Source organism: Streptomyces sp. NPDC041814, assembly GCF_055590565.1.
On sequence record NZ_JBVJAM010000001.1, the window covers coordinates 245,338 to 256,750 of the forward strand.

General features: G+C 73.4%; 11 protein-coding genes. 6 read left to right on the forward strand and 5 right to left on the reverse strand.

What is annotated here, in order from left to right:
• Positions 1–102: 102 nt before the first annotated feature.
• On the forward strand, positions 103–1,530 hold the full coding sequence (locus ACZ6C6_RS01140; protein WP_469197845.1) for an MFS transporter: 1,428 nt from the start codon (positions 103–105) through the stop codon (positions 1,528–1,530).
• 34 nt (positions 1,531–1,564) lie between these two features.
• Here ACZ6C6_RS01140 and ACZ6C6_RS01145 read toward each other — a convergent pair whose 3' ends face one another.
• Positions 1,565–1,903: a chorismate mutase gene (locus ACZ6C6_RS01145; RefSeq protein WP_365686689.1), complete on the reverse strand. Its 339-nt coding sequence runs from the start codon at positions 1,901–1,903 to the stop codon at positions 1,565–1,567.
• Between the two features lie 148 nt (positions 1,904–2,051).
• Between ACZ6C6_RS01145 and ACZ6C6_RS01150 the strand changes: the two genes are divergently transcribed.
• Positions 2,052–2,771, forward strand: coding sequence for a hypothetical protein (locus tag ACZ6C6_RS01150; protein ID WP_469197848.1), 720 nt, complete (start codon positions 2,052–2,054; stop codon positions 2,769–2,771).
• On the opposite strand, the gene ACZ6C6_RS01155 is transcribed toward ACZ6C6_RS01150, so the two are convergent.
• Positions 2,761–3,639: a helix-turn-helix domain-containing protein gene (locus tag ACZ6C6_RS01155; protein WP_469197850.1), complete on the reverse strand. Its 879-nt coding sequence runs from the start codon at positions 3,637–3,639 to the stop codon at positions 2,761–2,763. The two genes, ACZ6C6_RS01150 and ACZ6C6_RS01155, sit on opposite strands and share 11 nt — an antisense overlap.
• A gap of 136 nt (positions 3,640–3,775) precedes the next feature.
• On the opposite strand from ACZ6C6_RS01155, the gene ACZ6C6_RS01160 reads away from it, so the two are divergent.
• Complete coding sequence (locus ACZ6C6_RS01160) at positions 3,776–5,557, forward strand: beta-galactosidase (protein ID WP_469197852.1); 1,782 nt, start codon at positions 3,776–3,778, stop codon at positions 5,555–5,557.
• Between the two features lie 72 nt (positions 5,558–5,629).
• The gene (locus tag ACZ6C6_RS01165; RefSeq protein WP_469197854.1) at positions 5,630–6,523 is read left to right on the forward strand and encodes a hypothetical protein; all 894 of its coding nucleotides are present in this window, start codon (positions 5,630–5,632) and stop codon (positions 6,521–6,523) included.
• A gap of 84 nt (positions 6,524–6,607) precedes the next feature.
• On the opposite strand, the gene ACZ6C6_RS01170 is transcribed toward ACZ6C6_RS01165, so the two are convergent.
• From ACZ6C6_RS01170 to ACZ6C6_RS01180, 3 genes are all read right to left on the reverse strand, one after another.
• Complete coding sequence (locus tag ACZ6C6_RS01170) at positions 6,608–8,167, reverse strand: DEAD/DEAH box helicase (protein ID WP_469197856.1); 1,560 nt, start codon at positions 8,165–8,167, stop codon at positions 6,608–6,610.
• 88 nt (positions 8,168–8,255) lie between these two features.
• The gene (locus ACZ6C6_RS01175; RefSeq protein WP_018104519.1) at positions 8,256–8,459 is read right to left on the reverse strand and encodes a cold-shock protein; all 204 of its coding nucleotides are present in this window, start codon (positions 8,457–8,459) and stop codon (positions 8,256–8,258) included.
• Positions 8,460–8,664: 205 nt separating this feature from the next.
• Positions 8,665–9,150, reverse strand: coding sequence for a pyridoxamine 5'-phosphate oxidase family protein (locus ACZ6C6_RS01180; protein ID WP_469197858.1), 486 nt, complete (start codon positions 9,148–9,150; stop codon positions 8,665–8,667).
• Between the two features lie 187 nt (positions 9,151–9,337).
• On the opposite strand from ACZ6C6_RS01180, the gene ACZ6C6_RS01185 reads away from it, so the two are divergent.
• Complete coding sequence (locus ACZ6C6_RS01185) at positions 9,338–10,108, forward strand: rhomboid family intramembrane serine protease (RefSeq protein ID WP_469197860.1); 771 nt, start codon at positions 9,338–9,340, stop codon at positions 10,106–10,108.
• Positions 10,109–10,146: 38 nt separating this feature from the next.
• Complete coding sequence (locus tag ACZ6C6_RS01190; protein ID WP_469197862.1) at positions 10,147–11,367, forward strand: SLC13 family permease; 1,221 nt, start codon at positions 10,147–10,149, stop codon at positions 11,365–11,367.
• Positions 11,368–11,413: the final 46 nt, after the last annotated feature.

Here is an 11,413-nt window from a genome sequence, read left to right on the forward strand (position 1 = left end):
CCGCTCCCCCACCCGTACGCTCGGCCCACCACTGCCTCTGCGAACACGTACACCTGGCTCCCCCAACCGCTCCGGGCCCCCGCGGAGCAGGAGGAACCCTGGATGAGCACCGACATCTCACAGGACGCCGCGCCGGGCCCCTCGCCCGCCGGTACCACCCGCGCCGCCATCGCGGCCCGGTTCGAGCGGCTGCCGCCCTCCCGCTGGCACGTCACCGTCCGCCTGATCGTGGGTGTGGTCACCTTCTTCGAAGCCTTCGACCAGCTCCTGATCGCCTACGCGCTGCCCGAACTCCGGGACGAGTGGCACCTGAGCACCGGCGATGCCACGGCCGTCCTGACCGTCGGCTCGGTCGGCATGCTCGTCGGGGCCCTGCTCTCGGGGCGGCTGGCCGACCGCTACGGCCGGGTGAAGGTCATCGCGTACTGCATCGCCGTATCGGGCCTGGTGAGCCTGGCCCTGACCGCCTGCACCTCGCTCACCCCGTTCCTGGCGCTCCGGTTCGTGCAGGGGCTGGCGATCGGCGGTGAGGTGCCGGTGGCGGCGGCCTTCATCAGCGAGATCACGCGCAGCTTCAAGCGGGGCCGCTTCGTCCTGCTGTACGAGCTGGTCTTCCCGGCCGGTCTGACCGTCGGCGCACTGGTCGCGGCCTGGGTCGTCCCGGCCGCGGGCTGGCGCACGATGTTCGTGGTCGCCGCCGTCCCCGGCCTGCTGGCCTTCCTCGTGCAGCGGCGCGTCCCGGAGTCCCCGCGCTGGCTGGCGGACCGGGGCCGGCTCGCGGAGGCGGAAGCGGTGATGACCGGGATCGAGGCGAAGGTGGCGGCCGCGACGGGCCGGCCGCTCCCGGCCCCGGGCGCTCCGGGCGCCCCGGAGCAGGCCCCGGCCGCGGCCACCGCGGCGGAGCGGGCGGCGACCGGCCTGCGCGGGCTGTTCACCGGCCGCTACCGGCGCCGCACCCTGGTCGTCGGCGCGATCTGGTTCACCGGCTACTTCGTGAACTACGGCGTGACGTCCTGGCTGCCGAGCATCTACAAGGACGAGTACGGCCTCGGCCTCTCCGACGCCCTCCTCTACTCCACGGTGACCTCGGTCGCCGGTCTGCTCGGCTGCCTGATCGTGGCGCTCACGGTGGACGTCCTGGGCCGCCGCAAGGTCTTCGCGATCTGCCTCGGCGCCTCGGCGGCCCTGCTGCTCACCCTGGCCGCGCTCGGCGCCGGCTCCCCCGTCCAGGTCCTGATCTGGACCTCGCTCTCGGCGGTCGGCTTCTTCGGCTCCAACATCTGCCTGTACCTGTACACCCCGGAGCTGTACCCGACCCGGATGCGGGCGCTCGGGTGCAGCGTCGGCGGCGCGGTCAACCGCCTGGGCGTGATCCTCGGCCCGATCCTGGTCGGCGTCGTCTACGCGGCGAACGACAGCGTCGTCGCGGTCTTCGTGATGCTCGCCGCGGTGGCGGTGCTCGGCGCGGTGGTCGCCGGCACCCTGGCGGAGGAGACGGCGAACCGGCCGCTGGAGGAGATCTCGCCCTGACGGACGGGCGTGGGCGCGGAGGCGGCCGGGGAGGCTAACGTCCCCCGGTCGCCTCCGCGCCGTTCGCGGACTCCTCCGCGATGCGTTCGTGGTGGCGGATGACCTCCGCGACGATGAAGTTGAGCAGCTTCTCGGCGAACGCCGGGTCGAGGTGGGCGCTCTCCGCGAGCTCGCGCAGGCGGGCGATCTGGCGGGCCTCGCGGGCCGGGTCGGCCGGGGGGAGCTGGTGGGCGGCCTTGAGGTGGCCGACCTGCTGGGTGCACTTGAAGCGTTCGGCCAGCATATGGACGACGGCGGCGTCGATGTTGTCGATGCTCTGGCGCAGCCGGTCGAGTTCGACGCGTACGGAGGCGTCGATGTCGTTCGTGGTCATGGGCAGCGAGCTTACGGGGCTACGAGGAGATCGTCGGCGGGTGTTCGGGGTCCGGGACGCGACCGGCCCGGCCGCAACCGGAGCGGCTGTTGCGGCGTCCCGTCGGATGCGAGGGGGTGGAGTGCCCCTGTCCTGGTGAGGGGGCTGAATGGACGAGGCCGACCGGTCGGGAGCGGTGAACGCCGGCGGGACGCGGCCGAGGGTGGCCGGGGTCGTGCCCTGGGGGGTGGCGGCGGGGGCGGTGGCCTGGTGCCTGGCGGGATGTGCGCGCTCCGCCCGTATGGACGACTATCCGTGGACCGCGTGGACGCCGATCGGTTACGGCGCGGTCAAGGGCGTGTTCCTGGGACTGCTGGCCGGCTGGTGTGCGGTGCTGGGAGTCCGGCTCGTCCGCGGGACCGGCAGCGCGCTGCCACGCGCGGCAGGGCTCTTCGCCGGCGGGCTGCTGGGTGGGCTGGTGCCCGGTTCGCTGCGCGATTTCCTGGGTCCGCCGCAGCCGCGGACCTTGTACTACTTCGACGGGCCGAGGCCCGCGTCGGAATGGTACTGGCGCCCGTTGCTCTCCGAGTGGCTGGTTCACACCGTGCTGCCGGCGCTGGGCTGCGCGGTGGTGCTCACCGTGTGCGCGCTGCTGTGGTCCCGGTCCGCACGTCGTGAAGACGCCCGCTGGGCGGTGACCGCGCCGGTGGGACTGGGTCTGCTGCTCCTCCCCCATTACGCGGCGGCGGGGCTTCCCGCGCCCGAGGGGAACGGCGACCACGTCAACGAGTCGGCCACGGCGGGGATGACGGTCGCGGCCACGGGCCTCGCGTTGCTGGTCGCCGCCTGGATCGCGTGGAGGCGGCGGGGCGCACGGGCTACGACGTGATCGTCGGCGGGTGTTCGGGGTCCGGGACGCGGTCGCTCCAGCCGCCCGGGACCGTGCGCCCCTGCTGTTCCCGGAAGCGGACCGGGGCGATGCCGACGCGCCGCGCGAAGAGACGGGAGAAGTAGGCCGGGTCGTCGTAGCCGATGCGGCGGGCGACGGCCGCGACCGGCAGGTCGCTCGTGGCGAGGAGTTCCTTCGCGCGCCCGAGCCGGATGGTGAGGAGGTAGTCCTTCGGGCTGCATCCCGCGCCCCGGCGCACCGCCGTCCGCAGCTCGGCCGAGGTCATCCCGTGCCGGGCGGCGTGCTCGGCTACGGACAGCGGCTGGAAGGCGTCCCGGGCGAGGGCCTGGAGGACCGGGTCGCCGTCCGGGCCGACGTCGGCGCGGGCCCGGCGCAGGGCGACGAGGAGTTCGTGCACGGCGGCCCCGGTCTCGACCTCCAGGAGCGGGTTGCCGCGCCGGGCGGCCCGGACCATCCGGCCGATGGCGGCGCGCGGGGCGGCGGTGTCGGCGAGCGGCACCAGGGGGCGGTCGGGCTCGATGTAGCCGAGCTCGGTGTACGTGGCGGTGGCAGGCCCGGTGAAGTCCACGAAGCTCTCGTCCCAGCCGGTCGCGGGGTCGGCGCCGTAGTGGTGCGGGGTGCCCGGGGTCAGCCAGATGAGGCTGGGCGCGGTGACCGGCACCCGCCGCCCGTCCGGCCCGGCGAACCAGCCGCTGCCCAAGTGGACGACCACGGCCACGTGGTGGTCCAGGGTGCGCGGCCCGACGGTCGGCAGGGCGCCGTGCTGGAGCCCGACGCCGAGGCAGACGAGGCCGAGGCGGTGGTGCAGCGGACTGGGCGTGAAGAAGCGCATCCAGGTGTGGTACATCGGCCTCTTCCTCCCCGGTCCGGCCCTCTGGTCAGGCAACACGTGTCCAAACAGCCAAGATCTTTGTCCATGGACCGGCCGCGCACCAGGGGTGAGGCTGGACCGAGACATTCCGCGCATCAGGAGAACGGGCACCATGGCTGACTTCACCGTCGGGGACGACGGCTTCCGGTTCGACGGGAAGCCCGTACGGCTGCTGTCCGGGGCCCTGCACTACTTCCGGGTGCACGAGGGCCAGTGGGACCACCGGCTCGCGATGCTGCGGGCGATGGGCCTGAACTGCGTGGAGACGTACGTCCCGTGGAATCTCCACGAGCCGGTGCCCGGCCGCTTCCGGGACACCGGGGCGCTGGGCCGCTTCCTGGACGCGGCGCACCGGGCCGGCCTGTGGGCGATCGTGCGCCCGGGCCCGTACATCTGCGCGGAGTGGGAGAACGGTGGTCTGCCCGCCTGGGTGACCGGCCGGTTCGGGCGCCGGGTGCGGACCCGCGACGAGGGGTATCTCGACGCGGTCCGGGCCTGGTTCGCCGAACTGCTGCCGCAGGTCGCCGAGCGGCAGGCGGACCGCGGCGGCCCGGTGATCATGGTGCAGGCCGAGAACGAGTACGGGAGCTACGGCACCGACGGCGTGTATCTGCGCCGGGTCGCTGAGCTGCTGCGCGCGTACGGGGTGTCCGTGCCGCTGTTCACCTCGGACGGGCCGGAGGACCACATGCTCACCGGCGGCTCGGTGCCCGGTCTGCTCGCCACCGCCAACTTCGGTTCGGGCGCCCGCGAGGCGTTCCGGGTGCTCCGCCGCCACCGGGCGTCGGGTCCGCTGATGTGCATGGAGTTCTGGTGCGGCTGGTTCGAGCACTGGGGAGCGCCGCCGGTGGTACGGGATCCGGCGCGGGCGGCCGGTGCGCTGGCGGAGATCCTGGAGTGCGGGGCGTCGGTGAACGTCTACATGGCGCACGGCGGCACGAACTTCGCGGGCTGGGCGGGCGCGAACCGTTCCGGCCCGCTCCAGGACGAGGAGCTGCTGCCGACGGTGACGTCGTACGACTACGACGCGCCGGTGGACGAGTACGGCCGGGCCACGGAGAAGTTCCGGCTGTTCCGGAACGTCCTCGCCGGGTACGCGGACGGGCCGCTGCCCCCGCTGCCGCCCGAGCCCGTGGGGCTCGCCGCCCCGGTCCGGGCGGAGCTGACCGAGTGGGCGCCGCTGAACACGGTGCTGGAGGCGCTGGGCGACGAGGAGGCGGCGGAGTCCGGGGTGCCGCCGACGTTCGAGGAACTGGGCGTCGACCGCGGCCTGGTCCGCTACCGGGTCGCCGTGCCGGGTCCGCGCCGCCCGTATCCGCTGGGCGTCTCCGGGCTGCGGGACCGTGCGGTGGTGTACGTGGACGGGGTGCGCAGGGGTGTCCTGAGCGAGGGGGCCGCCGTCCTGGAGGAACCGGTGGCCGGGCCCGCCGATGTGGAGCTGTGGGTGGAGTCGCTGGGCCGGGTCAATTACGGGCCGCGCCTGGGCGAGCCGAAGGGCATCACCGGGGGCGTGCTGCACGAGCGCCAGTATCTGCACGGGGTGCGGGCGCGGGCACTGCGGCTGGACGCGTTCGACGAGCCGGGCGCGGTGGCGGGGGTGCCGTTCGCGCCGGTCGACGGGGAGGGCGGGCCGGGCCTGTACCGGGGCACGTTCGGGCTGACAGCCGGGGCGGACCACGCGGGGCTCGAACTCCCGGGCTGGACGCGGGGGTTCGTCTGGGTGAACGGCTTCTGCCTGGGACGGTACTGGTCGGCGGGCCCGCAGCACACGCTGTACGTGCCGGGTCCGGTGCTGCGGGACGGGGTCAACGAGGTGTGGGTGCTGGAGACGGAGGGCGCGGGCGCGCCGTTCGTCATGCTGGGCCCGGGGCTGCCGGTGCGGACGGGCGGCTGACAACCCCGGGGCACGCTTCCCCGTCTACAGGGGTGAGGAGTCGGGACCGGAGCGACGAGCGGGGGTACGGACATGCCGGACAGCCCCCGCCGCAGCCCGGTCGAGCACGGGTTCCCGCATCTGGAGACGGTTCGCTCGGCGATCACCGCGCTGTACCGCAGGCTGTCCGCCGACGGCGTCCAGCGGTTCGCGACGAGCCTCGCACCGGTCGACGCCGCGTTCTCCGACGCGGAGGATCTGCACCTGGGCGCGCAGCGGGTGGCCCGGGCGATGGTGCGCCACTACCGGCTGCCGGACGCCCGGGTGATCGTGGCGTTCCAGTCGATGGAGCACGCGGGCAGCATCGAACTGGCGGCGGGGCCGGAGTACTTCGTGGAGCTGAACGACCGCTTCCGCACCCATCGGCGGGACATCGGGGCGGCCCTGTCGCACGAGGTCGCGCATGTGCTGCTGCACCGGCTGGGCCTGGAGTTCCCCGGCACCCGCGACAACGAGATCCTGACCGACACGGCGGCGGCCTACCTGGGGGCGGGGTGGCTGCTCCTCGACGCGTTCCGCGAGGACGCGACGTCCAGCCAGAAGCTGGGCTACCTGACGCCGGAGGAGTTCGGGTACGTGCTGGCGAAGCGGGCGCTGCTGTTCGGCGAGGACCCTTCGCCGTGGTTCACCAGTCCGCAGGCGTACACCGCGTACACGGAGGGCCGGGCGCGGGCGCTGCGGGATGCGGCACGGGCGCCGCTGACGGCCGCGCGGTGGCCGGGGCGACGGCGGTACGCGCGGGACCGGGCCGCGTCGGAGCGCGGCGCGGTGGTGTCGGGGGGTTCGTACGCCTTCGAGGCGGGCGGGGACGGGTTGCGGGTGGCGTTCCCCTGCCCCGTCTGCCATCAGCGGAACCGGGTTCCGGTGCGGGGGCGGGTGCGGGTGCGGTGCGCTCTGTGCCGCGCGGTGCTGGATTGCACGACGTGACCGGTCACCGACCGGGGGCTCTGCTCCCGGGCCCCCGCTCCTCAATCGCCGGAGGGGCTTGATCCGCCCCTCCGGCGACGAGTGCTACGCGGCGCGGCGGGTGCGCTGCGCGGTGCCCCTGGAGGCGCCGGTGCCGCGGGACGCACCGGCGCCGCGGGACGACGCACCGGTGCTGCGGGACGCGCCGGCCCCTCGTCCCCGGCCGCGGCTGCCCGAGCGGGTGCCCGTACCCGCCGGCCGCGTGCGCGGCTTCGGCTGCGTCGGCTGCGGGACCTCTATGACCACCGCGACGCCGGACGGTTCGCGGGCGCCCGTGATGCGGGTCAGCTCCTCGTCGCTGGAGCGGATGCGGGTGGTGCGCGGGTCGATGCCCGCGTCGCGCATCAGGCGGGTCATGTCGCGCTTCTCGTCGGGCAGGACGAGGGTGACGACGCTGCCGGACTCACCGGCGCGGGCGGTGCGGCCGCCCCGGTGGAGGTAGTCCTTGTGGTCGGTGGGCGGGTCCACGTTGACGACGAGGTCGAGGTCGTCCACGTGGATGCCCCGGGCCGCCACGTTCGTCGCGACGAGCGCCGTGACCTGGCCGTTCTTGAACTGGTCCAGGGTCCGGTTGCGCTGCGGCTGCGAGCGTCCGCCGTGCAGGGCGGCAGCGCGTACCCCACTGGCGAGAAGCCGCTTGGCGAAACGGTCCGCCGCGCGCTTGGTGTCCACGAACATGATCACGCGCCCCTCGCGGGCGGCGATCCGGGTCGCGACGGCCTTCTTGTCGGTCTCGTCCAGGACATGGAGGACGTGGTGCTCCATTGTGGTGACCGCACCGGCGGACGGGTCGACCGAGTGCACGACGGGGTCGGTGAGGAACATCTTGACCAGGCGGTCGATGTTCTTGTCCAGGGTCGCGGAGAACAGCATCCGCTGGCCGTCCGCCTCGACCTGCTTGAGCAGGGCGGTGACCTGGGGCATGAAGCCCATGTCGGCCATCTGGTCGGCCTCGTCCAGGACCGTGATCGCGACCTGGTCCAGGCGGCAGTCGCCGCGCTCGATGAGGTCCTTGAGCCGGCCCGGGGTCGCCACCAGCACCTCGGCGCCGCGCCGCAGCGTGGCGGACTGCCGGGTGATCGACATGCCGCCGACGACGGTGGCCAGGCGCAGGTTGACCGAGGTCGCGTACGGCGTCAGCGCGTCGGTGACCTGCTGGGCGAGCTCGCGGGTCGGGACGAGCACGAGGGCCAGGGGGGCCTTCGGCTCGGCGCGGCGGCCGGCGGTGCGGGCCAGGAGCGCGAGGCCGAAGGCGAGGGTCTTGCCGGAGCCGGTGCGGCCCCGGCCGAGGATGTCACGGCCGGCCAGCGAATTGGGCAGCGTGGCGCCCTGGATCGGGAACGGCTCGGTCACGCCCTGCGCGGCAAGGGTCTTCAGCAGGGCTGCGGGCATGTCCAGCTCGGCGAACGCCTCGACGGCGGGCAGTGCGGGGGTGATGGTCTCGGGCAGCGCGAATTCGCCCTGCGGCGGCGTGGCCCTGCGACGGGGCGACGCCTTTCCGGTTCCCTTGCCGGAACCCTGTGCGGTTGCCTGTGCCCGGTCCGTGCCGCGCGCCCTGGACGGGCGGTTGCGAGCGGGACGGTCCTGGCGTTCGGAGCGGGTCATATCGGGATTGTCCTCCTGGGACAGCACGAGCCGGGGCCCGCACCTTGACGGTGCGGGCCCCGGCTGCGAGGTACGCGTCCGGCGAAAATTAGGCCGGGACGATGTTCTCCGCCTGCGGGCCCTTCTGGCCCTGCGTGACGTCGAAGCTGACCTTCTGGCCCTCGACGAGCTCACGGAAGCCCTGGGCGTTGATGTTCGAGTAGTGGGCGAAGACGTCGGCGCCGCCGCCGTCCTGCTCGATGAAGCCGAAGCCCTTTTCAGAGTTGAACCACTTCACGGTTCCAGTAGCCATGTCGATCTCCTAAGGAGGTGCAGTGCCGGAAATTCGCACTTTACGAATTCCAAGTCGCCGCATTGAGCCCCATCCGGAGAAAGCCGGAAAACAATAAAGCGCCTGACGAAGCATTCCGTCAGGCGCACATAAAGTTCATGGGTACCAAAACTGCAACACGTCCACCTTAGCACGAGCCGCAGCGGGATGTCGGGAGGCGGCCCGGTCAGCCCTCGTTGCCCCGTCGGATCGTGCGCAGCGGGCGGCCGGGGCGCCAGGTGCTGACGACGATGGTGTCGCCGCCTTCCAGCCCCACCCGCACCACCTCGGTGGGCTCGACGCGGAACAGGTGGAAGGGCTCGGGCGGGGTGCGCTCCTCGATGAAGCGGGCGAGGACGGTGGGGTCGGTCACCTCGACGGCGTGCCCGGAGATCCGGACGTCGCCGTCGGCCATCTCGGCGTCCGGCCCGGGGTTGGCGTGCACGCAGAAGCGGGGGTCGCGGCGCAGGTCGAGGGCCTTGCGGGAGTTGGGCATCATGCCGAGGTGCGGCTCGTCCTCCCAGAAGTCCACCTCCAGGCCGGTGAGCCGGGGCGACCCGTCCTTGCGGAGGGTGGCGAGGACGTGGTGCTTGTAGAGCGCGAACCTCCGCCGCACGGTGTCGGCGAAGTCGGGCTCGGCGGTACGGAAGTCGGTCCAGGTGCTCGTGGTCATGGCGCCATGGAACCCGGGAATCCCGTCATCCTCTGTCCGGATTCCCGCCGGTCCTGCTGCGGCCCACCCGTTCGGGTGCCCGCGAGGGGTGCGGAGCCCGGGGCGGGCCCGCCGTCGCGGGTTCGCTATCTTGATCGCCGCCGACCCCCCACCGGCCCCCGATCCCGTACAGACGAAGGAGCCGGCCATGGAGGCCGCCGCCAGCACGAGCTACCGCCATCCCCCGATGTCGCGGGCGGTGCCGGTCGTCACGTACGCGCTGATCGGTCTCAACGTGCTGGCGTATCTCGCGGAACTGATACGCCCGGTGGTGGCCGGGCGGTTCGCGATGACGGGGGCCGGGCTGGACGGGCCGAGCATCCAGTACCTGCCCGCCGACGGGAGCTTCTCCGGCCTCCACTGGACCGGAGTGGCGCACGGCGAGTGGTACCGGCTGCTGACCGGGTCCTTCCTCCACCTGCCGCCGGACGGCTCGTCGTCGGTCCGGCTGCCGTTCGGGGTGCTGCACATCGTGTTCACCATGTACGCCCTGTGGAATCTCGGCCGGGTCGTCGAGGAGCAGCTGGGCCGGGCCCGTTTCCTCGCCCTGTATCTGCTGTCCGCGCTGGGCGGTTCGGTGCTGGTGTACCTGGTCTCGCCGTCGGACGAGGTGGTGGGCGCCTCGGGCGCGGTCCTCGGTCTGGCCGCCGCGTTCTACGTCGTCGGCCGCCGCCTGGGCCGTGACGTGCGGGCGGTCAACGGCTTCCTGGCCGGGTTCCTGGTGTGGATGCTGCTCTCGGCGGCCCTGACCTCCTGGGAAGCGCACCTGGGCGGGCTGGTCACCGGTGCCGCGGTGACCGTCGTGTACGCGTACGCCCCTGCCGGGCGGCGTACGGCGGTGCAGGCGGCCGGGTGCGTGGTGCTGGCGGCGGTGCTGGTGCTCCTGGTGGTCCTCAAGACGTCGGCGCTGACCGGCTGAGCCGGGCCGGGGCGCACCCGTCTGACACGATGACCGGCATGCGGAACGATCACTTCACGGAGCGCTCGCGTGCCCTGGCGCGGCGGCTGCATCCCCTGGACTGGCTGGCCGGAGGGCTGCTCCTGCTCGGGGTGGTCTTCGCGGCGACCGGGCTGCTGCCCTCCGGGCCCGCGCAGGACCAGCTGCGGCGCATCGGGCCGCTGCTGGCGTTCCTGGCGACGGTGATCGTGCTGGCGGAGCTGGCGGGCCGGGCGCAGGTCTTCGACGTGGTCGCGGCCTGGGTGGCGCGGGCCGGGCGGGGGCGCTATCCGCTGCTGTTCGGGCTGTGCGTGGCGTTCGCCTCGCTGACGACGATCACCCTGAACCTCGACACGACGGCCGTGCTGCTCACCCCGGTGATGCTGGCGCTGGCCGGGCGGGTGGGCATCGCGGCGGTGCCGCTGGCGATGACGACGGTGTGGCTGGCCAACACGGCGAGCCTGCTGCTCCCCGTGTCGAATCTGACCAACCTGCTGGCGGCGGACCGGGTGGCGCTGTCCCCGGCCGGTCTGGCCGGGGTGATGTGGCTGCCGCAGCTGGCCGCGATCGGGATGACGGCCCTGTGCCTGTGGGTCTTCTACTGGCGCCGGGGGCGGCGGGGCGCCGACACGTACACCCCGCCCGCGGTGCCGTCGCCCGACGACCGGGTGCTGCTGGGCGTCTGCTCGGTGGCGTGCGCCGGGTTCCTGCTGGCGATCCTGGTGGCGGACGTGCCGCTGTGGTCGGCCTCGCTGGTGGCGATGGCGGTCGTGGTGGTGGCGTACGCGGTGCGGCGGCGCGAGGAGCTGCGGCTCTCGCTGGTCCCGTGGCGGCTGCTGGTCCTGGTGCCGGGGATGTTCCTGGTGGTGGAGACGGTGAACGCGCACGGGCTGCACGAGGTGCTGGTGCGGGCGCTCGGCTCGGACGACGGCCTCGCGGGCATGCTCCGTACCGCCGGGGCGGGCGCGGGGCTCGCCAACGTACTGAACAACCTTCCGGCGTACGTGGCGGGCGAGGCGGTCGTCCCGGCGGGCAACCACCATCAGCTGCTGGCCCTGCTGATCGGGGTGAACGCGGGCCCGCTGGTCACCCCGTGGGGGTCGCTGGCGACGCTGCTGTGGTTCGAGCGGTGCCGGTTCCAGGGGACGCGGATCGGTGTACGGCGCTTCGCGCTGACCGGCCTGGTGCTCGCGGGGACGGCGACGGCGGCGGCGACCTGCGCGCTGGCGCTGACCGCCTGAGCCGCACCTGTCCCCGGACGCGCCACGGCGCCTGCCGATTCGTCCG

Coding starts and splice junctions, on each gene's coding strand:
- ACZ6C6_RS01140 (WP_469197845.1), top strand. CDS start 103: ATGAGCACCGACATCTCACAGGACGCCGCGCCGGGCCCCTCGCCCGCC.
- ACZ6C6_RS01145 (WP_365686689.1), bottom strand. CDS start 1,903: ATGACCACGAACGACATCGACGCCTCCGTACGCGTCGAACTCGACCGG.
- ACZ6C6_RS01150 (WP_469197848.1), top strand. CDS start 2,052: ATGGACGAGGCCGACCGGTCGGGAGCGGTGAACGCCGGCGGGACGCGG.
- ACZ6C6_RS01155 (WP_469197850.1), bottom strand. CDS start 3,639: ATGTACCACACCTGGATGCGCTTCTTCACGCCCAGTCCGCTGCACCAC.
- ACZ6C6_RS01160 (WP_469197852.1), top strand. CDS start 3,776: ATGGCTGACTTCACCGTCGGGGACGACGGCTTCCGGTTCGACGGGAAG.
- ACZ6C6_RS01165 (WP_469197854.1), top strand. CDS start 5,630: ATGCCGGACAGCCCCCGCCGCAGCCCGGTCGAGCACGGGTTCCCGCAT.
- ACZ6C6_RS01170 (WP_469197856.1), bottom strand. CDS start 8,167: ATGACCCGCTCCGAACGCCAGGACCGTCCCGCTCGCAACCGCCCGTCC.
- ACZ6C6_RS01175 (WP_018104519.1), bottom strand. CDS start 8,459: ATGGCTACTGGAACCGTGAAGTGGTTCAACTCTGAAAAGGGCTTCGGC.
- ACZ6C6_RS01180 (WP_469197858.1), bottom strand. CDS start 9,150: ATGACCACGAGCACCTGGACCGACTTCCGTACCGCCGAGCCCGACTTC.
- ACZ6C6_RS01185 (WP_469197860.1), top strand. CDS start 9,338: ATGGAGGCCGCCGCCAGCACGAGCTACCGCCATCCCCCGATGTCGCGG.
- ACZ6C6_RS01190 (WP_469197862.1), top strand. CDS start 10,147: ATGCGGAACGATCACTTCACGGAGCGCTCGCGTGCCCTGGCGCGGCGG.